The following is a 21,306-nucleotide window of genomic DNA, read 5'->3' as shown; positions in this document are numbered from 1 at the left end:
ATCCTAATTGGATTTTCCATCAACACCAAATATTATACAGCCATAAAACGCCTCTCTGTCATTTCAACAGCGAGGCGTTTTGGGATAGTGATCTATTTACTTGTGTTTAGCTTCAATATATTTCACTTGTGTTGAGCGTGCGATATCGTTTGAAATAATACGATAAGAAACACGTGTACCACCTAAGACATTTCCTTCTGAAATTAATATACCATCTTTTGTGACTGCTTCAACAAACGCCACATGTCCATATTCACTGCTAGATCCTGCAACTCCTGGTAAGAATGAAACTAAATAGCCGGCTTTAGGTGTATTGCTTACTTTATAACCTAATTTAGCTCCCTTAGTTCCCCATTCACCACCATTACCCATATAATCATCTACCGTCATACCTAGTTGCGCCACACGGTTAAACGCATACCATGTACACTGACCAATTGGATAAGAACCTGATGTGTTATAATTTTTTTGGTTAAAATCAGGGAATTTCATCAAACGACGATATTCTTTTGGAATCTCATTTCTAGATTGTAAAATGCCTGATGTTGTTCCAGTATAAGTTTTATCTAATTTTGGTTCATCATATTGTGTTAAATCATACGCAGCAATTAAACTAATGATTTTTTTATCATATTGTGTATCCGTTGCGTATTTACCTGTTAAACTTTGCGCAGCTGAAATATAGTTATTAGCTTCTGATCGCCATGCTTCTTTATAAAAATCTGATTGCCATCCTGTACCACTCTTGATTAATGACACATAATCTTTAAGAGATTCTTGATAACTAGGATATTTTCTAAACGCTGATTGGATAGCATAAAGATTTCCTTTACCATCGTCTTCATTTGTTGCCATTGAAACGCTCTGACTTTGGTATTGTCCTTTTATGCCAAATAAATTATGGTTAGGTGCTTGTGCTAAACCACTTGTTCCAGAGGCACTTTCTAACAATGCTTGTGCAATCATAACAGAGGCAAAAACATCATATTTTAAACCTAATTCACGCGCTCCTTCTCCAATAGATTTTACAAATTTTTCTGTTAACGGATTGGTTTGAAAATTTAAAGAAGCAGGGTATTGTTTTAATAATTTTTCCCCTTCTTTATTTAAAGTTAGCTTTTCATTTCGATAGATAGTTTGATCATCACTTTCGACATAGTACTGAGTTACCACTTCATAGTGATCATCACCATCTTTTTCTACCGTGATTAACAAATCATCGCCGATATATAAACCATACTGCGTTTGATTCATATAATTTGTCCAAACAACAATATCGCCTACAGCAATTGTTTCTGAAGCAGATAATGGCTTAGTTTGTTTGGTCAATAAATCTTGGTCAAAATATTCATTACCTAACCATGTCATTAAAGCTCTTGAGGTAATAGGAGTAGGCTTAACCTTATTTTCTTTATTTTCTTCATGCTTTTTATGTTGTTCATTTTTTTTGTCTTTTGTTGAAGGTTCTTCAAACTGCTCTTTGCCTACCAACAATAAACTACCATAAATAAGAACAGCTTCTTGCTCTGACTTTAGTTCAGATAATAAAGGTAAACGGTAATTTAATAGATTAGACGTTGCAAATTCTTCAGACTGTTCACCTAAGTCGATCTGCGTATTAAATGACGGACCTGAAGTGGCTGCTTTTGTGCTTACTCGATTATCCGTTGTTGATTGCTTATTATTTTGTTTCGTTTTAGAAGCTGCTACTGGTTGATTATTTCCTTCTTTATGAGGTTTTATTTCGGCTTTACCTGGTTTTAAATTATTCACTGGCTTCTTCCCCGGATTATTATCTTTGCCGGGTTTTTGATTAGCTACTGGCTGTTCACCTTTGTCTACGGATGATGAACTATCTACTTTATTAGGCGACTCTTTACTTGTCTCAGTTGTTTCTGTCGAATTTTCACTTGTTTCAGTGGTTGTATTAGTCACAGAACCTTCTGATTCAGTAGATGACACCGTCTCCTCTGTACTTTCTTGAGTGTCAGAAGTAGTAGTTTCTTCGGTTGTTTGAGATTCCTCAGGTAATGTCTGACTAGAATCAGTTGTTGATTCTGGAATATTTTCTTCCGTTGTTTCAGTCATTTCTGTTGTTTCCGTAGTCACTTGATCTGTTGTCTCAACAACAGATTCTTCGGTTTCAGAACTAGTTTGTGCACTTGAATTTTCTGTTATTTCGGTCATTTCTGTTTCATTTTGTTGTGCCGCTACTAATGGAATAATAGGCCCGCCTAGTGTAAAGGTACTATACATCCCCACCGTAAACACTAAAAAAGTGTTCATTGGTTTTTTCATACTAAATTCCTCCTTTATCAAACTATAATACTTCTCCTTATTTATTATAGTCACAATTTAATTATGAATTTGTTTATATTCGTGTCCTAACACTAATTACGTCATTCAATTAATTAAAGACGAATATTCTCCCAAAAAAACAACGTCACAAATACTAAACAAAACTCACTCTACTTCATACAATACGTACATTTAATATTATACACCATTTTAATGAAATGTATCCACAATAACTTTTTAATATCATTATATAACAAAAAAGACATAAGACCTAAGATATTCTCTTAGACCTTATGTCATCTTATTGATTAACTATTCAGTATCACATATTTGAAGATTACTTATCTAGCGATACTTTAAATAACTATTAAAAAATTATTTTTGTTCTTGTGTATATTTGTATGCTGTCCCTAAAGAAATTTGACATTCTTCAGCAATTTGTCTCAATGTATATTTATTATTGTTATATAAGAATTGAATTTTTTCTACTGTCTCTTGTGAAATTTTTGGACGTCCACCAATACGGCCGTTTTTACGGGCAAACTCTAAGCCACGAGACGTACGTTCGCGAATGATATCTTTTTCCATCTTAGCAAAGCTTCTAATTGCTCGTGCATAATCTTCATCAGATAATTCACTTAATTCTGTTGCTTTTTCTACAACGACTAAACTTGCGCCTTTTTCTTCTAATACGGTTAAAAAGTCTGCTAATTGAATAATTGATTTTCCAATACAAATTAAACGTTGTACGACTAACTGATCACCAGTTTCCAATGAAGCCACTAAATCATTTAAGTCCGCATGAACATTATCCACACTTTCCATAGAACTTTCAATGATAATGTTTTCTACCCCATATTTTTTCAATGTTTCTACTTGCTTTTCTAGGCTATCTCCCGTAGCTGAATAAGCATACCCATATTTTGTCATACCAATCTTCTCCTTTTAGTGAACGTACAATTAACGTTTCTTTTATTATACTTAAATTATAATTAATGTATGATAAAAAGACTAGTTCACTAATTGCACCTTGATGTGAAAAATATGAAAAAAACTTACGTTAACTAATAAAGAATACTATAATAGCACTCTATATACGACTATTATTCCCTCTTTAAAAAACAAAAATATTTTTCAATTGTTTTACTTACTTTTTTTATGTATAATAATAACTATCAAAAAGTAAGGTGGTAAAATAAATTATGGCAAATGTTTTATTTGTAAAAGCTCATCCATTAACAGGAGAGCAATCAAAGACTTTAGCAGTAACAGATGTATTCTTCAATAAATACAAAGAAGTAAATCCTACAGATACAATCGAAGTATTGGATTTATTTGATTCATATATCCCAGAATTAGATGGTACATTATTATCAGCAATGTACGCTTTAGGTGGCGGTACTGAATTTTCAGCATTAACAGCTGAACAACAAAAAGCAATGGCCGGCTTCAGTGAATTAACTGAACAGTTCCTAGCTGCTGATAAAATTGTTATCGCAAATGCTTTATGGAACTTAAATATCCCTACTAAGCTTAAGGCTTGGTTCGACGCTATTAACGTTGCTGGTAAAACTTTCCGTTACACTGAAAATGGGCCAGTACCTATGACTGAAGGTAAAAAAGTTGTTCATATTCAATCAGGTGGCGGTAACTACGATGGTGCTGACTTCTCTAGCCAATACGTTAAAGCAATGATGAACTTCGTTGGTGTAATGGAGCACACATTGGTTCCTATCGAAGGAATTGATCATCATCCAGAACAAAAAGAAGACATTATGGCAGCAGCTAAAGCTCATGCAGAAAAAGTTGCAGAAACTTTCTAATTAAACAGACAATGCAAAAAACCAGAAGCTAAGCTTCTGGTTTTTTTATTAGACGTTCTTTGTCTTCTACATCATACAACCTTGAATGTGCAATATACCAGCTAAAGGCATGTGTCACAATAACTTTAATAGCAGCATAACCAGGAACTCCTAAAATAACTCCTGCAACACCAAATACTTTTCCTGAAGTAAGTAAAACGAAAATAATCGTAATTGGATGAATCTCTAACTGATTACCTAAAATTAAAGGAGACACAAATCGCCCCTCAATAAACTGCTCAACTGAAAAGACAATTAACACCTTAACTATCATCATCGGTCCAGCGACAATTGCCAAAATAATGGCAGGAATCATCGCTAAAAATGAACCTAAATAAGGTATAAGATTCATAAATCCAGCCAGTATCCCTAATGTCACACCATACTCAAGACCGACTATTTTAAAACCAATCATAAATAAGATAGCAACAACAAACGCTACAACCAATTGCCCTCTAATATAACTTGAAACTTTTTCGTTAATATCAGTCAAGACTTGCATAATCGGCTTTTTTGATTTACTTGGCAAAAACTTCTCAATATAAAGGCTTAATTGCTTACCATCTTTTAATAGATAAAACAGGATAATTGGTCCTGTTGCTATTGTTAAGAAAATAGTGGTCATCACACCAATCAAGCTACCAATACCTGATACTGTGTTTTTAGAAAATTTTTGAATCATTGAACCGAAAGAATCGAAGAAGTTCTTACTAACTTTTTCAATTTGATCCGCATATTGTGCAAGCAATGGATGCTTCAAAATATCGCTTCCTTTATTTTGAATCGTTTCCCAATAGTCCGGCCAATTGTTACTAAAGCTGATAATCTGTTCTTGTAACATCGGGAATAAAATGACAATTCCCCATACCAATAACGCTACAATTGCAACGAAAATCAACGATATGCTCCAAACTCTTGATAAACCTTTTTTTTCTAGGAACGACACAACAGGCTCTAGCAGGTAATACAGTATCCCTGCAAACACTAACGGTGCCCCAATAATACCAATAAATTGGAAAATCGGCGTAAACAAATACGAGACCTTATTAAATAAGAAAATAGCGAGTAATACGAGAATTAAAATAATCAACCCTGTCACTGTTTTACTATTTAAAAATAATTTCCAAAACCATGACGGGCTTGGGCGTTTAAATTTTTCCATACCATTCACTCCTCCTTTATTAGTCAAAGATTAATGACATACCTGTTTTAATTTCAGGAAGATTATATGGTGATAGATAGAGTGCATTTGGTAATAAATCTTCATCAGATCGTTCTTTAAAGAGTAACGTAGCATGCCCCATCATGGTTAACGATCCGTTAACCCTTTCACCCATTTCTTCTATAGCGTAACATTGCTCACCAAATTTAATCGTTGTACCGACTGATAATTGATATGTCACTTCTTGATTGATTGGTTGATGTATCACAGCAACGTTCTTAATGTCATCTGTTGCTGTTTCATCAAATAAAATAATCATATTATCTTTACTAGAAACAGCATTTTCTCCCACTGATATAATCGTATTTTCTTTCATAAAATCCCTCTTTCATATAAAAATTACTTGTTTCTATTGTATCACATAACCTTATATTAATAATACCTCTCTACTCAATAAGCTCTATGTTATAATATTATCATGAAACGAAAGGCAGGTATTATTAATGGAAACTATTTTATTAGGAACTTATACAAAAAAAACTAGCCAAGGGATTTACCAACTATCACTTGATACAGAAAATAAAACATTAGAAAACCTAAAATTGATAGCGGTTGCTGATTCCCCAACTTACTTAGGAACAAGCAAACAAAACTTTTTATATGTGGTTTCAAAAGATGAAGCCTTTGGTGGTGTAGCTGTTTATGAATTAGTAGATGGCGAATATGTTTTACGTCAACAATTATTAGAAGAAGGCGCTCCACCATGCTATATTGGAGTGGACAACGTGCGTGGTTTCGTTTTCGATGCTAATTACCACCGTGGGTTAATTCACGTATATAAAATATTAGAAGATGGCACACTAGAACTACGTGACACAGCCATTCATACAGGTAACGGACCTCATGCTAATCAAACAGCTCCTCACGCTCACTATGCAGATTTAACACCTGATAACCGTTTAGTCTCTTGTGACTTAGGAACAGATGACGTTCATGTATATGATATAAACGACGAAGGAAAATTAACTGAAGCCTCAGTTTTCAGAACAACGCCTGGTGCTGGTCCACGTCATATCGTATTTCATCCAACGCTTGATTTAGCTTATATTATTGGGGAATTAAACAATACCATTACAGTGGTTGACTATCAACGAACAGATGGTTCAATGACCGAATTGCAAACAATTTCTACTTTACCTGAAAATAATACTACTCAAAGTAGTGGCGGTGCGATTCGTATCTCAAGTGATGGTCGCTTCCTTTATGCTTCAAACCGTGGACATGACTCACTTGCTATCTTCTCTGTAAGTGACAATGGCGAAACATTAGCATTAATAGACATCGTTTCATCAGAAGGCGATTTCCCTCGTGACTTCACTTTAAATAAAACAGAAGATTTCTTAATTTGCTCTCACCAAGAATCGGATAATCTTGCTTTATTTGAACGTTCAAAAGAAACAGGTAAGTTGAGCTTAATTAGTCGTGACACATTAGCACCTGAATGCGTCTGCACGTATATTAACTAAATCCATCATACGAGAAGCTGTGACAAACTTTTGTCACAGCTCTTTTCTTTAGTTAAAAAAATTTCTTATTCCTATTGAAATAGTTTAGTAAATATTTTACAATATATTTACTAAACTATTTATTAGGAGGCACTATCATGAACACAGAACAATTGACTCAGCAATTTGAAACTATCTTTGGAACGAAAAATGAAGGCGTTTACTTTTCTCCAGGACGAATCAACTTAATTGGTGAACATACCGATTATAACGGCGGACATGTTTTCCCAGCAGCTATCACGATTGGAACCTACGGATTAATTAAGAAGCGTGAAGATCAACTATTACGTTTTTATTCTGCTAACTTCCCAGAATTAGGTATCATCACTGTCTCATTAGATGATTTAAACTATAAGAAAGAAGACAATTGGACGAATTATCCAAAAGGCATGATTCACTATATGAAAGAAGACGGCCATCAAATCCCTTATGGACTAGATATCTTTTTCTATGGTAATATTCCAAATGGAGCCGGTCTGTCTTCTTCTGCTTCTATTGAATTATTAACAGGTGTGATTATTAATAATGAATTCCAATTAGATATTCCACAACTTGAATTAGTAAAATATGGTAAAAAAACTGAAAATGACTTCATCGGTGTAAACTCAGGCATCATGGACCAATTTGCTATTGGTATGGGGAAAAAAGATCAAGCGATGTTGCTAGATACTAATACCTTAAAATATGAGCTAGTGCCTGCTGCATTCGGTGACAATGTAATCGTCATTATGAATACCAATAAACGACGTGAATTAGCTGATTCTAAATACAACGAACGTCGTAGCGAATGTGAAGAAGCATTGAGAAGACTTCAAACAGACTTACCTATCCATGCACTTGGCGATTTAGATGAAGAAGCATTCGAGAAAAGCCGACACTTAATTAACGATGACACACTAGAACGACGTGCCAAACACGCTGTCACTGAAAACCAACGCACACTAAAAGCCAAAGAAGCCTTAGTCAGAAATGATCTTGAAACGTTTGGTCGATTATTAAATGCTTCTCACGAATCGCTTCAATTTGATTACGAAGTCACAGGAATCGAACTAGATACTTTAGTCGCAACAGCGCAAAAACAGCCAGGCGTCTTAGGTGCTAGAATGACCGGTGCTGGGTTTGGTGGTTGTGCGATTGCCTTAGTTAACAAAGATATGGTAGAGGCATTTAAAGAACAAGTAAATAGTGTCTACACCCAAACAACCGGCTATCCAGCTGATTTCTACATTGCTTCAGTCGATGACGGCGCTCGTCAACTAAATTAAAAGAGGTTAAATACATGACATTAACAAACACTATCAAAGATTTTGTAACCATTGCTATCCAACATGGTGGCTGGACAGAATTAGATCGTATCTACTTAGAAAATCGTGTTTTATCTTTAATTGGATCAGATACGCTAGAAAAAAACGATCCTAATACAACACAACAACCATTACCCGCAATCGAACTAGTCGATACACTAGTCGCAAATGCAACAGCGGCTTCAAACAACTATGAAAAAGAAATATTAGCGACACAATTGATGGATTTAATCACTCCTCCGCCATCAGTCATTAACGCGTTTTTTGCCAAATATTATGACAAAGAGCCAAAACTGGCAACAGATTATTTTTATGAACTTTCTAAAATGAACGACTATATCAAAACACGAGATATTGCTAAAAATATTGAGTTCACTACTCCGACAGAATACGGAGAATTAGAAATTACCATCAATTTATCTAAACCAGAAAAAGATCCTAAACAAATTGCAGCAGAAAAAAATGCCCCGAAACAAATTATCCTGCTTGTTTATTATGTATGGAAAATGAAGGCTATCGTGGTCGTATTAACCATCCCGTCCGTTCTAATCATCGTATTATTCGTTTGAATTTAGATAATCAAGCGTGGGGCTTACAGTATTCACCTTACGCTTACTATAATGAACATTGTATTTTCTTGTCAGCAGAACACCGTCCAATGAAAATCAACCGCCAATTGTTTGAGAATCTACTACGTATTGTTGAGATTTTCCCACACTATTTTGTTGGTTCAAATGCTGATTTGCCAATTGTTGGCGGTTCAATCTTAAGCCACGATCACTATCAAGGTGGACGTCATGAATTCCCAATGGCCAAAGCACCTATCATGAAGTCATTTGACTTATTAGGCTTTCCAAATGTCAAGGCTGGGATCGTCAAGTGGCCAATGTCGGTCATTCGTTTAGAAAGTTCTAATAAAGCAGACCTAGTTCGTAGCGCTGAATTTATTTTAGCTGCTTGGCAACAGTACTCTGATACATCTTTAGATATTCGTGCTTTTTCAAAAGATGGCACCCCTCACCACACGATTACACCAATCGCTCGAAAAAATGGTGACAGCTTCCAATTAGATATTGTCTTACGCGATAATAATGTGTCGGAAGAACATCCTGATGGTATTTTCCATCCACATAAAGAATTACATCATATTAAAAAAGAAAATATTGGCTTAATAGAAGTGATGGGCTTAGCTATCTTACCGCCACGCTTAAAAGAAGAATTAGAAGATGTCAAATCATACCTTTTAGATGACACACACGCTATTGCCGAGTATCATTTAGATTGGGCAAATCAATTAAAAGAAACAACTACTATCACCAAAGAAACGGTTAATCAAATAGTTGAACAAGGGGTAGGTAATATATTCCTACATGTTCTAGAAGATGCAGGCGTCTTTAAACAAACAGCGGATGGTTTAGCTGGATTTGACCGTTTTATTCAAACACTTAGTTAACAAAGAAATGAGGTATATATGGCTACAATAAAAGACATTGCTCAACAAGCGGGTGTTTCTCCTGCAACGGTTTCGCGTGTTTTAAATCATGATAACGATATCTCAGTCGCAGAAGTAACAAAAAAACGTATTTTCGAAACAGCTGAAGCGCTCAATTATACGAAGCATCACAAGAAATTACAAAAGCAACGGTTAACCTTTAAATTAGTTCAATGGTTCGATGAACAAGAAGAATTGGAAGATTTGTATTACCTCTCCATTCGATTAGGCATTGAAAAACGGGCAGAAGAATTGGGCATTACCCTTGTTAAAGAAACACTTCACCAACTATCTGATGAAAAAGTTCATGGGATTATCGCTCTTGGTAAATTCGATGCAACCGAAATCAACCAACTAAAAGAACATCATGAAACATTAATTTTTGTTGACTTTGACGGTTTTCCTTACGGTTATTCTTCCATTACAGTAGACTTTGAATCAGCCGTCAGGAAAGTCGCTGCCATTTTACAAAAAGAATCAATCAAAAAAATTGGGATTATTTCTGGTGAAGAGTTTACAAAAACAGAACAACGGCCACTGGAAGATTTGCGTTACAAACATCTGAAACGTTCATTAATCGAAAATCGTTGTTTTTACCGAGAGTGGCATCTTACTTCTCATTTTTCTGTTGAGGATAGCTACCAGAAGGTCTTATCTTTCCTAGCACTAGATATCCCACTTCCTGAAGCTTTTTTCTGCTCAAGTGATGCCATTGCTATTGGTGCTCTAAAAGCCTTTAAAGAAGTAAATATTCGCGTTCCTGAAGATGTAAAACTAATTAGTTTTAACGATATTAGTACAGCAAAATATTTAACTCCCGCATTAACAACTATCCATGTTCCTACTGAATGGATGGGGAAACAAGCGGTCGACTTACTTCGCTCTATTCTCTTAGATGATGAAGCCATTGCTATTCGTATGCAAGTCGCTACACAATTAATCAAAAGAGAATCATTGTAACTAAAAAGCCGTTCCTAAAGGAACGGCTTTTTAGTTACATGCTTTCAATTAATACATTCTCAGACAAAATACCGCTATTCCCTTTTAATTGAAAGCGAAAGAGACTTGCATTAAAATCCAAAGTCATTTCTTCTTCTAAATATCTTATTGAACTCTCTTTTATCCCAATATTCCCCATATTACTTTCTACTTTTGTTTGATATAAATCAAATGCCTTTAATTTTTTATCTGTTGAGACAATTAATAAACGATACGCAACGGCTAATGTACAACTGATTGCTCCTTCATAACCCGGACTATCTCCATCGATAAAATCCAAATAGACATCTACTCCGTCGACTAATTTATCTTGTAATTTTTCTAAAGCTGCGTTTGTTACTGTTAATTTCATATATCCCACTCCTTCTCATCGCTTGGCTAAAAACCTCGTCGATAATACTTTGTCTTTGCACGATCTTTTTGACGCCATTTATATTCTTTAAGTCCTGGACTGCGCCATTTTTTAGCTATTTTCCTTCTTATCGGATAATCTAATCGCCTAGTAGGATAAACATCTAACTGACGATGAATCTTACCATTCCAACTAGCATAATTAAAAGACTCACCATTAATAATCTGTTCTTCAAAATAATCGAGTTTATCTCGATAGACAGTCTGATAATATTGCCAATCACTTACCACACGATGGTTAAAATCCCTATGTAAAACATTCCATTGGCTAACAAATTCTCCTTCATCATCTATTATAAATTCACCGTGAAAATTAGGACATAAACGTTTACGATTCTCACTTGTTCTAGGAGCATTACGTTTTGATTTATTATGAAAACGTCCTCTCTCAGCAATCAACTTGCGACCGCCTAAACCACCAGACTTTTTAGGGTTTGTCACATATAATTGAAGTGCTTGTTCATCATTCATGCTTGGTAATTTAAAATATGAACGAATATAACGAATATTATGCTCATCAATATAGATTCTAAACTGATGTAGACGCTTATCCTTCAACCCTTCTCGTCCATACGCACGTTGCACTAATTTGGAAAAATAATGTAAAAATTTCCCATGCGGCGCCATTTTAACGTCAAACGTATGCGTCCCCGTTAATTGTAACATGCCATGATTATCTATCTCAGCACCCATCTGATTTAATAGTAGCGCAATCTTTTTTTCTGTTGATAAGCTAGATTTCTTATACATTTTATAATAAAGTGTTGTTCCCACACGTAAACTTTGATTCAATTCTGTTTGGATTACCTTATCTAAAGATAAAGTCTCATTTGCTGTCAAATATTTTTTTACACAATTTTTAACAAAATACGCTCTTGCCTTTTCATCCCATCCACGCTGTTCACATACTATTTTCTGGATTATCAGATGATAATGCTCCAGCAGTTGATTTTCTTTTACTGTCAAACGGTAACGATAACGAAATATTCCTAATATGTATCTACGAAAAAAACTCGCCATCTCGCTATCCCCCCTTTGCCATTATTATAGTACAAAATCAAAAAAATCACTCAAAAGTTGATTGTTAACCACTTATTGAAAACAAAAAAACAAGGTGGTGACAAAAGTTTGTCACAACCTTGTATTAATCCTACTTTTTAACCTTTTACCGATCCATGTATTAATCCTACTTTTTAACCTTTTACCGATCCATTTGTTACACCCTCAACGTAATATTTTTGCATGAAAATAAATAATAACGTAATCGGAATAGCAATTAACACACATCCCGCCGTAAAGGCCATAAAGTATTCGTTAATTTTATCCTTCGTTTGCATCGTGAATAAACCAATCGCGACTGTATATTTTTCAACATTGTCACCTAAAATAATTTTAGCAAAAATAAAATCCATCCAAGGTGCCATAAATGCCATTAAGGCTGTATAAACAATAATAGGTTTACTTAATGGTAAAGTGATTTTTGTGAAAATCTCAAATTTACTAGCTCCATCGATCATGGCTGATTCATCAAGTGCCATAGGAATTGTATCAAAGAAACCTTTAGCAATATAAAAACCTAACGCCGCCCCAGATGAGTACACGATAATCAATGCTAATAAACTACCCGTTAAATTCATTGCTTTTAAAATATAATAAACAGCAATCATGCTCATGAATCCTGGAAACATGTTCAATACTAACGCAACCTTCAAAAATGGTTTTCTCATTTTAAAACGTAAACGACTTAATGAATAAGCCATCGCGATGGTAATCAATGTTGATAAAATACAACTACAAATCGCCACAAATAACGTATTAAAGAACCATCTAATAAACGGATAGGTATTACTTGTTAATAACATTTTATAATTTTCTAATGTAAAGTTTTTGGGCATAAAATAAGTAACAAACGCTCCACCTTCACCTCTAAAACTAGTTAAAACAATCCATACTATCGGAAATAACCAAACGATTGCTAAAACAGTTAGTAACGCATGTTGCCATATAGCCGTCTTTCTTTTTTGTTTTTGCATAATGATTACGCTCCTTCCGTTTTATATGAACCACTTCGAGTATAGGCAATTAATGAGAAGACTGCCGATAAGACAAAGATTAAAATCCCGATAACCGAAGCTAAATTATAATCAGCTGCAGATACCGTTAATTTGTATAACCATGTCACCAACAGATCGGTTTCTCCCGCGTTATAGTAGTTACTATTAGCTGGTTGACCACCTGTTAATAAGAAAATAACGTTAAAGTTATTAATATTGCCAATAAACTGTTGAATCAAACTCGGTGCCATAACGAATAAAATTTGTGGAAAAGTAATGTTCTTAAACACTTGAAATTTCGTAGCACCATCAATTTCAGCTGCCTCAATTTGATCGGTAGGTAAATTGGTAATAATACCTGTTGCAACTAACATAGTAACGGGAATCCCTACCCACATGTTGACAAAAATAATCGTAATTTTCGCCATTAAACCATCTGTTAAGAATGGAATGGGTTGACTAATCAATCCCCAGTTTTGCAACAAGGCATTGACTGGTCCTGCTCCATTAAACATATTAGCCATTAATAATAAACTAACAAATTGTGGCACAGCCATTGTAATAACAAAAATTGTACGCCAAACTTTCTTACCTTTAACTCCTTTTGCATTAATTAATAATGCTAATAGAATACCAAAGAAAAAAGTCGTGATTGTTGCTAAAACAGCCCATACCATCGTCCACGCAAAAACAGGGAAAAAGGTACTCGCAATATCACCAGTGATTACTTTACCAAAGTTTTCAAACCCTACCCAATGGAAAAGATTTTTTGGTGGCAAATGATTATGATCATAATTAGTAAAAGCGATTGATACCATATAAAGTAGTGGTAATACAGTAAACATTAAGACTCCGAACAATGGAATAGTCATCAACGTTATGTGGAAATTTTCATTTAGTAATGTGTGTAAATCTTCCTTCATTGTTGGGAGTGGTTTACCTTCTTGTTTTAATAAATGAATGTTTCGAGCACTTTTTAAATTCATTATATACATCACTAGGAACATCACAATAATAATAAGAGCAGCAATCCCAAACAATAATAATAACATTGAATTATCACCAGGTTGTTGAATTTCAATTCCTAATTCTTCATCCAATATCCAGCCTTGTGTTTTAGTTCCTAATGTTTGTAACATTGATAGTGCCTTAACACCATTTGATACTAACCAGGCAATAAAGCCTACTTCTAATACTAAAAATAATAAGCCCTTGATAAACTGTTTATTAGCAAAGTTGGCACTTCCCATCACCAAATAAGAAAGTTTCGTTGCGAGGTCGCCTTCTTTAAACAATTGCCTAAATGACAGTTTTCCTTTTACTTGAGTCGTATCCATAACTTTTCACATCCCATTCTATTCTTACGTCCTTCTCAATGTAGAAAATAGGAAGGAATGACTAATTCCTTCCTACTTTAATTGACGTTTTATTTACTTGTATCTTCTACTAATTTGTCTAGTTTAGCTTTGTAATCATCAGCTGAAATTTTATCATTAAATGTATCATTGATAACCGCATCTGATGGTCCCCAGAATGTTACCATTGCTGGTAATTTAGGCATTACAAATGAATGTTCTGCATCACTCATTGTCATTACTGCTTGTGTTACTTCATCAGCTTGAACGTTTTCAGCTGTTTGGGCTTCAATATTTGAAGGAACTGTTCCGTGCCCTTCAAAGACTGTTAATTGACTCTCTTTATTCGTAATATAGTCTGCTAAAGCCATTGCTGCAACTGGACTCTTAGTTGCGGCATTCACACCGAATAATTTAACCCCTAAGAACGCTTTTTGTTGCACTTCACCATCACCAAAATCAACGGTTGGATAAGGAGCTGCAGCGAAATTATCACCTAAAGCTTTTTCAACGTCGTTCTTAGACCATGGACCTGATAAGAACGCATCTACTTTACCACTTTCTAGATTTGATAAGGCTTCAGCATTCGATTGAATCACACCTTTGTTATCTTTTTGAGCGCGAATCCATTCTAATACTTGAACCCCTTTATCATTATTAAAGTTAGTTCCTTTTAAATCTTCTCCATTTTCACCATATAACACATTGCCATTAGACATAAATAACGGTGTAAAGATGTAGTTAGCACCTGCTTCTCCAAAGTTAGTCCCTAATTTTCCTTTCGCAGTTAATGTATTCCAAGATGTAACATCCTCGGCTCTAAGTTTAGCTTTGTTATAATAAAGAATTTGTGTTTCAACACCATATGGATAGCCATATAATTTACCATCATAAGTTGCAGCATCTACAGCGCTTTCAATATTATTTTCTTTAACTGTTTCTTCATATTTAGTATTAGGATAAATCATTCCAGCTTCTACCATTTGACCTATATGATCATGTGGGAACATGAAAACATCTGCTGCTGCACTTGGGTCTTTTTTAATGTTTTCTTGAGCTGTAGCAGACTCACTTGGCTTAATGGTTACTTTCCAATTTGGATTTTCTTTTTGGAAGTCATCAACAATTCCTTGATATGTCTCTACTTGTGCTGCATCTACCCACAACTTAATAGAAGCGTTTTCATTTGTTTTTGAAGTATCTGTCGCTTGTTCCGTTTCTTTATCACTGCCACAACCTGCCAATAACATCGCTGATAAACCTAACGTTGCACCGACCCCTAAAACTCTTTTTGTTTGCTTTTTCATATTTTCCTCCCCTAAACCTTTAGTTATTAATTTCTATAACCCCATTGTGCAACCGTTTGTCTAAAAAGTCAACTATTATTTATCAACCACTACAAAAAATTAGAATGTTCGATTGACAAAAAACAAAATAAAAATGCTTAAAAAGTTGATAAAACAACGTTTTAACGAACTAAGCATGACCGAATAATTATAATAGTCGTCGATAATCACACCTGTTACAAATAAAAACGTCTAAATGCAACCGATTGCGAAATAACGATTGAAACCGTTTTTATATTATGCCATAATAGTAAGTAACTTAAAATAAACTATCATGAAGAAATATTTTATACAGGAGGAATCATACGATGAATACAGCAGCTATTTTACACCGACCAGAAAGCGAATATGCTTATCTTTACAAGAAAGATTTGATGCACATTCGTATTAGAACAGGACGTGGTGATATTAAACACGTTGAACTAATTCACGGGGACCCTTATCAATTAGATCAAACAGAATGGTTTAAGCAATCTAACCATATGACAAAAGGTCTCACCACTTCGACTCACGATTATTGGGAAATTGAATTAACCGCTCCTTTCAGACGATTAAGCTACGCATTTAAAATCGAAGCTTACGATGGTAGTATTCTATTCTTTGGTGAACATGGTTTCTCTGAATATACGGATAAAAACCTGAAAGCTGCTAATAATTATTTTCGTTTACCCTATTTCCATGAAGCAGACCGATTTACTGCACCTGATTGGGTGAAGGAAACCGTTTGGTATCAAATTTTTCCTGAACGCTTTGCCAATGGAGATCTTACTAACGACCCTGAAGGAACATTAGCTTGGGGAAGCAAAGAACATCCTGACCGAGAAGATTTCTTCGGCGGTGACTTACAAGGGGTTATCGATCACTTAGATCATTTAGTCGAACTAGGAATTAACGGCATCTACTTCTGCCCAATTTTTAAAGCTCATAGCAATCACAAATACGACACGATTGACTACTTAGAAATCGATCCAGATTTTGGAGACAAAGCACTCTTTAAACAACTAGTCGATGAATGTCACCAACGTGGAATTAAAGTTATGTTAGATGCGGTCTTTAACCACATGGGTGACGTTTCACCTCAATGGCAAGATGTTATCGCACATGGTGCAGATTCACCATTCGCTGATTGGTTCCACATTCATGACTTCCCTGTTTCATATACCGAAACGGAAGATTTTGAATTTTCAGAAGATATAAATTACGATACATTTGCTTTTACACCACACATGCCTAAATTAAATACTGCAAATAAAGAAGTACAAGAATATCTACTAACAATTGGCAAATATTGGATTGAGGAATTTAATATTGATGCTTGGCGTTTAGACGTTGCAAACGAAGTTGATCACCGTTTCTGGAAAAAATTCTACGATGCATGTACCACAATCAAACCTGATATTTACATTTTAGGAGAAATCTGGCATTCATCTCAACGTTGGTTAGAAGGCGATGAATTTCATGCGGTAATGAACTATCCATTCACTGATGCGATTACCGCTTACTTCTTACATAAAACCGTTTCTTTACCACGTATGATGGAAAATATTAATGCGCAATTAATGCTTTATCGTGAACAAACCAATCAAGTAATGTTTAACGTCTTGGATTCACATGATACACCACGTTTACTCACATTAGCAGAAAATAATAAAGAACTAATGAAACAAGTCCTAGCCTTCACTTATTTACAAAAAGGGCTTCCTTGTTTGTATTATGGTGATGAATTTGGAATGAATGGTGCGGGTGATCCAGATTGTCGCAAGTGCATGGTCTGGGAAAAAGAACAACAAGATACAGATATGTTTAATTTCATTAAAACATTAATCGCTACACGTAAAGCTTATCAGCCAATTTTATCTGAGGGTAAACTAATTTGGACAAAAGCTGATGAAACAACTGGCTTAATCGAATATTGTTACCAAACACCTCACCATACATTACGTGCAACTTTCAACTCTGGGAACAATGCGATAACGTTAAATGAATCTACTGGCGTTCTATCCTATTTAACACATACTACTGATCATACATTAACAATTGAACCATTTGGCTTTAACGTAAGCTTGATTAATGAAAGGACGGATGAAGAATCATGACACATACACATTGGTGGCAAGAAGTTGTTGTTTATCAAATCTATCCTCGTAGCTTCAATGATAGTAACGGTGATGGTATTGGGGATATCAACGGCATCATTGAAAAATTAGACTATTTAGAAAAATTAGGAATTGGTGCTATTTGGTTAAGTCCAGTCTACCAGTCACCCAACGATGATAACGGGTATGATATTTCCGATTATCAAGCGATAATGACAGAATTTGGCACGATGGCTGAAATGGACCGTTTAATTGCCGAAGCAAAAAGACGAGGGATTCAACTTATTATGGATCTCGTTGTCAATCATACAAGCGATGAACATGCTTGGTTTGTAGAAGCAAAAGCTTCAACAGATAGTAAATACCGAGATTTCTACGTTTGGCGTAAACCCGTCAACGGACAAATACCTAACAACTTACAATCAACCTTCTTAGGACCAGCTTGGGAATTAGATGAAGCAACTGGCGAATATTATCTACATCTATTTAGCAAAAAGCAACCTGATTTAAATTGGGAAAACCCAGAAATGCGTCAAGCAATTTACGACATGATGAATTTTTGGATTGATAAAGGAATCGGTGGCTTCAGAATGGATGTTATTGATCTAGTTGGAAAACTACCTGATCAAGAAATAACTGGTAACGGGCCAAAATTACATGATTATTTACAAGAAATGAACCGTGAAACATTTGGCAAACACGACTTATTAACCGTTGGGGAAACGTGGGGAGCAACTCCAGAAATCGCCAAACTTTATTCACACCCTGACCGCCAAGAATTGTCTATGGTCTTCCAATTTGAGCATGTTGGATTAGATGAAGTTCCTGGAAAAAGCAAGTGGGATTTACGCCCGCTACCAATCAACGAATTGAAAAACGTTCTTAGTAAATGGCAAACAGAACTGGGAAACGACGGATGGAATTCACTTTTTTGGAACAATCATGACTTGCCTCGTATTGTCTCTCGTTGGGGAAATGATCACATTTATCGGGTCGAAAGTGCTAAAATGTTTGCTATTTTATTACATATGATGAAAGGCACACCTTACATTTATCAAGGCGAAGAAATCGGCATGACCAATAAACCCATTAGCTCTTATGAAGAAATTGAAGACATTGAAAGCCGCAATTTTTATCATGATCGTCTTGAAAAAGGTTATAGCGAAGCGGAAATCTTCACATCGATTAACGCCAAAGGACGTGACAACGCCCGCACGCCAATGCAATGGGACGCTAACAAACATGCTGGTTTTACAACGGGTACACCTTGGTTAAGCGTCAATCCAAATTACACAGGCATAAACGTCGCTCAAGCTTTAGCTGACCCAACATCTATCTTTTATACTTATCAACAACTCATTCAACTTAGAAAAGAACACCCAATAATCGTATGGGGAGACTTCGAGTTATTAACAGATACTGTTGATGAAATTTTTGCTTATTATCGTCACTATCAAGGTGACACATGGTTAATCGTTGCTAATTTTTCTGAGCAAATACAACCCTTCCACGTAACACACTCTGTGGAAAAGACCCTCATTTCAAACATGTCTGAGTATACATTAACCACAGGAGATAATTACTTGCCACCTTACGCGACCTTCGCCGTGAAGTTAGGAGATACAGTATGAACAACTTACTTATTGAAAAAAACAACCAGACCGATGATTGGTGGAAAAAAGCCGTTGCCTATCAAATTTATCCACGTAGTTTTTATGACAGTAATAACGACGGTATTGGAGATTTAAACGGAATTCGTGAAAAATTACCCTACTTAAAAGAGTTGGGAATTGATTTCATTTGGCTTAATCCAATATATGCTTCGCCTAATGTTGATAACGGCTACGATATCTCAGACTATCAAGCGATTCATCCTGATTTTGGGACGATGGCTGAATTTGAACAATTACTCGCCGAAGCGCATGCCTTAGATATTAAAATTATTATGGATTTGGTCGTGAACCATACAAGCGACCAACATCCTTGGTTTCTTGAAGCCAGACAATCAAAAGATAACCCTTATCGAGATTACTATTTATGGGAAGATGCAACCGCTGATCAACTTCCTAATAATTGGCAATCGTTCTTTGGTGGCCCTACTTGGACGTATGACGAAACAACCGAGCAAGCTTATTTCCACGTCTTTGCAAAAGAACAACCCGATCTTAACTGGAAGAATCCGACTATGCGAGCAGCTATTTATAAAATGATTCGCTGGTGGTTAAACTTAGGCATTGACGGTTTTAGAATCGACGCTATTAGCCATATCCAAAAAGAACCTTGGGACTTCGAAATCACAGACAACCAATGGGCACCTTTTATGAATGTTAGTGGGATTGATGACTATATGTTAGAATTAAAAGCTATATTTGACGAATACGATATCGTAACGGTCGGCGAAGCAAGCGGTGTATCTTCCGAAGAAGCCGTCGCGTGGACTGGAAACGACGGTTACGTTAACATGATTTTTGAATTAGAACATTGTGGCCGCATTGGCGAACCCGGTCAGCAAAAAGGATCCATCCCTCACCTTAAAGATACTCTAACTCGTTGGCAAAATAGTCTGGCAGACAATGGGTGGAATGCTCTTTATTTGGAAAACCACGACACTCCACGTAGCGTTTCTGTCTACGGAGATGGTTCTGAAAAATCAGCAAAAGCCTTAGCGACTCTCTTACTATTAATGAAAGGGACTCCATTTATTTACCAAGGGCAAGAGTTAGGGATGATAAACTATCCTTTTCGTTCTATTGAAGAAGTAGATGGCAAAGATACTTTGTACGCTTATCAAGCATTACTCGAGGAACAGCCTGAATTAACATCTGAAGAAGCTTTGACTATCACGATGAATTGGTCACGTGATCACAGTCGAACTCCTTTTCAATGGAATACAGAAGCATTTGGCGGTTTTTCAAAAACAACCCCTTGGTTAGCGGTTAATCCTAATTTTCCTATCATTAATGCCCAATACGAACTTCAACAACCACATTCTGTTGTTAATTTCTATAAACAATTGATCACTTTGAGAAAAAATACAGACACATTAATCCATGGAACCTATCATTTACTCTTAAAGAATCACCCATCTATCTATGCGTTCACACGTCAAAGCGATACAGAAACTTGGCTAATTATAACTAATTTATCAACTCGTAGTGTTACAATCGATTTATCTGAAGAATTAACACTTAACGATTGGCAACTCATACTTACTAACAATCAAAAACTATCATTATCGCACCCCTTAACTTTAGAGCGGTTCGATGCACTGGTCTACCGAAAAAGGCATTAAAAAAGAGCTATGACAAAAATTTGTCATAGCTCTTTACACTTTAAAACTAAACGCTTTGTTCACAGCCTCT

Annotated in this window: 16 protein-coding genes and 1 pseudogene; 8 read left to right on the top strand and 9 right to left on the bottom strand. The window is 35.5% G+C overall.

Going from position 1 to position 21,306, the window contains the following annotated elements:
• Positions 1-96: 96 nt before the first annotated feature.
• Both E4Z98_RS01955 and E4Z98_RS01950 read right to left on the bottom strand, forming a co-directional pair.
• The gene (locus tag E4Z98_RS01955) at positions 97-2,298 is read right to left on the bottom strand and encodes a glucosaminidase domain-containing protein (protein ID WP_135961160.1); all 2,202 of its coding nucleotides are present in this window, start codon (positions 2,296-2,298) and stop codon (positions 97-99) included.
• Between the two features lie 375 nt (positions 2,299-2,673).
• Complete coding sequence (locus E4Z98_RS01950) at positions 2,674-3,228, bottom strand: recombinase family protein (protein ID WP_135254988.1); 555 nt, start codon at positions 3,226-3,228, stop codon at positions 2,674-2,676.
• A gap of 272 nt (positions 3,229-3,500) precedes the next feature.
• Here E4Z98_RS01950 and E4Z98_RS01945 point away from each other — a divergent pair, with 272 nt between their 5' ends.
• Positions 3,501-4,121, top strand: coding sequence for an FMN-dependent NADH-azoreductase (locus E4Z98_RS01945; RefSeq protein ID WP_135254987.1), 621 nt, complete (start codon positions 3,501-3,503; stop codon positions 4,119-4,121).
• 28 nt (positions 4,122-4,149) lie between these two features.
• Here the strand turns inward: E4Z98_RS01945 and E4Z98_RS01940 are convergent, their stop codons facing one another.
• Together E4Z98_RS01940 and E4Z98_RS01935 are read right to left on the bottom strand one after the other, a co-directional pair.
• A complete protein-coding gene (locus E4Z98_RS01940) occupies positions 4,150-5,331 on the bottom strand; it encodes an AI-2E family transporter (RefSeq protein ID WP_425330218.1) in 1,182 nt (393 codons plus the stop codon).
• Between the two features lie 10 nt (positions 5,332-5,341).
• A complete protein-coding gene (locus E4Z98_RS01935; protein WP_135254985.1) occupies positions 5,342-5,698 on the bottom strand; it encodes a PTS glucitol/sorbitol transporter subunit IIA in 357 nt (118 codons plus the stop codon).
• Between the two features lie 127 nt (positions 5,699-5,825).
• On the opposite strand from E4Z98_RS01935, the gene E4Z98_RS01930 reads away from it, so the two are divergent.
• The 4 genes and pseudogenes from E4Z98_RS01930 (at position 5,826) to E4Z98_RS01915 (ending at position 10,643) form a co-directional block, all read left to right on the top strand.
• Positions 5,826-6,848: a lactonase family protein gene (locus tag E4Z98_RS01930; protein WP_135254984.1), complete on the top strand. Its 1,023-nt coding sequence runs from the start codon at positions 5,826-5,828 to the stop codon at positions 6,846-6,848.
• A 137-nt stretch (positions 6,849-6,985) separates the two neighbouring features.
• Complete coding sequence (locus E4Z98_RS01925) at positions 6,986-8,152, top strand: galactokinase (protein WP_135254983.1); 1,167 nt, start codon at positions 6,986-6,988, stop codon at positions 8,150-8,152.
• 14 nt (positions 8,153-8,166) lie between these two features.
• Positions 8,167-9,644: pseudogene (gene galT / locus E4Z98_RS01920) on the top strand (UDP-glucose--hexose-1-phosphate uridylyltransferase).
• An 18-nt stretch (positions 9,645-9,662) separates the two neighbouring features.
• On the top strand, positions 9,663-10,643 hold the full coding sequence (locus E4Z98_RS01915) for a LacI family DNA-binding transcriptional regulator (protein WP_135254981.1): 981 nt from the start codon (positions 9,663-9,665) through the stop codon (positions 10,641-10,643).
• Between the two features lie 34 nt (positions 10,644-10,677).
• On the opposite strand, the gene E4Z98_RS01910 is transcribed toward E4Z98_RS01915, so the two are convergent.
• The 5 genes from E4Z98_RS01910 to E4Z98_RS01890 form a co-directional block, all read right to left on the bottom strand.
• Positions 10,678-11,034 carry an iron-sulfur cluster biosynthesis family protein gene (locus E4Z98_RS01910; RefSeq protein WP_135254980.1) on the bottom strand — a complete coding sequence of 119 codons (357 nt, stop codon included), beginning with the start codon at positions 11,032-11,034 and terminating at the stop codon, positions 10,678-10,680.
• Positions 11,035-11,060: 26 nt separating this feature from the next.
• The gene (locus tag E4Z98_RS01905; RefSeq protein ID WP_135254979.1) at positions 11,061-12,113 is read right to left on the bottom strand and encodes a DUF3114 domain-containing protein; all 1,053 of its coding nucleotides are present in this window, start codon (positions 12,111-12,113) and stop codon (positions 11,061-11,063) included.
• 173 nt (positions 12,114-12,286) lie between these two features.
• A complete protein-coding gene (locus E4Z98_RS01900) occupies positions 12,287-13,126 on the bottom strand; it encodes a sugar ABC transporter permease (RefSeq protein ID WP_135254978.1) in 840 nt (279 codons plus the stop codon).
• Positions 13,127-13,131: 5 nt separating this feature from the next.
• Entirely contained in the window at positions 13,132-14,484 is a 1,353-nt protein-coding gene (locus E4Z98_RS01895; protein ID WP_135254977.1) for a carbohydrate ABC transporter permease, read from the bottom strand.
• Between the two features lie 89 nt (positions 14,485-14,573).
• Positions 14,574-15,809: an extracellular solute-binding protein gene (locus E4Z98_RS01890; protein WP_135254976.1), complete on the bottom strand. Its 1,236-nt coding sequence runs from the start codon at positions 15,807-15,809 to the stop codon at positions 14,574-14,576.
• Between the two features lie 347 nt (positions 15,810-16,156).
• Between E4Z98_RS01890 and E4Z98_RS01885 the strand changes: the two genes are divergently transcribed.
• From E4Z98_RS01885 to E4Z98_RS01875, 3 genes are read left to right on the top strand one after another with little or no spacing between them, the layout of a single operon-like run.
• A complete protein-coding gene (locus tag E4Z98_RS01885) occupies positions 16,157-17,944 on the top strand; it encodes a glycoside hydrolase family 13 protein (RefSeq protein ID WP_135254975.1) in 1,788 nt (595 codons plus the stop codon).
• Complete coding sequence (locus E4Z98_RS01880; RefSeq protein ID WP_135254974.1) at positions 17,941-19,575, top strand: glycoside hydrolase family 13 protein; 1,635 nt, start codon at positions 17,941-17,943, stop codon at positions 19,573-19,575. The genes E4Z98_RS01885 and E4Z98_RS01880 overlap by 4 nt, the downstream gene beginning before the upstream one ends.
• Positions 19,572-21,236, top strand: coding sequence for a glycoside hydrolase family 13 protein (locus E4Z98_RS01875; protein ID WP_135254973.1), 1,665 nt, complete (start codon positions 19,572-19,574; stop codon positions 21,234-21,236). The genes E4Z98_RS01880 and E4Z98_RS01875 overlap by 4 nt, the downstream gene beginning before the upstream one ends.
• Positions 21,237-21,306 lie beyond the last annotated feature (70 nt).

Source organism: Vagococcus xieshaowenii (genome assembly GCF_004792515.1).
GTDB classification, from domain to species: Bacteria; Bacillota; Bacilli; order Lactobacillales; family Vagococcaceae; genus Vagococcus_A; species Vagococcus_A xieshaowenii.
Note: the sequence above shows the minus strand (reverse complement) of the source record. Positions and strands in the feature narration are given on the sequence as shown.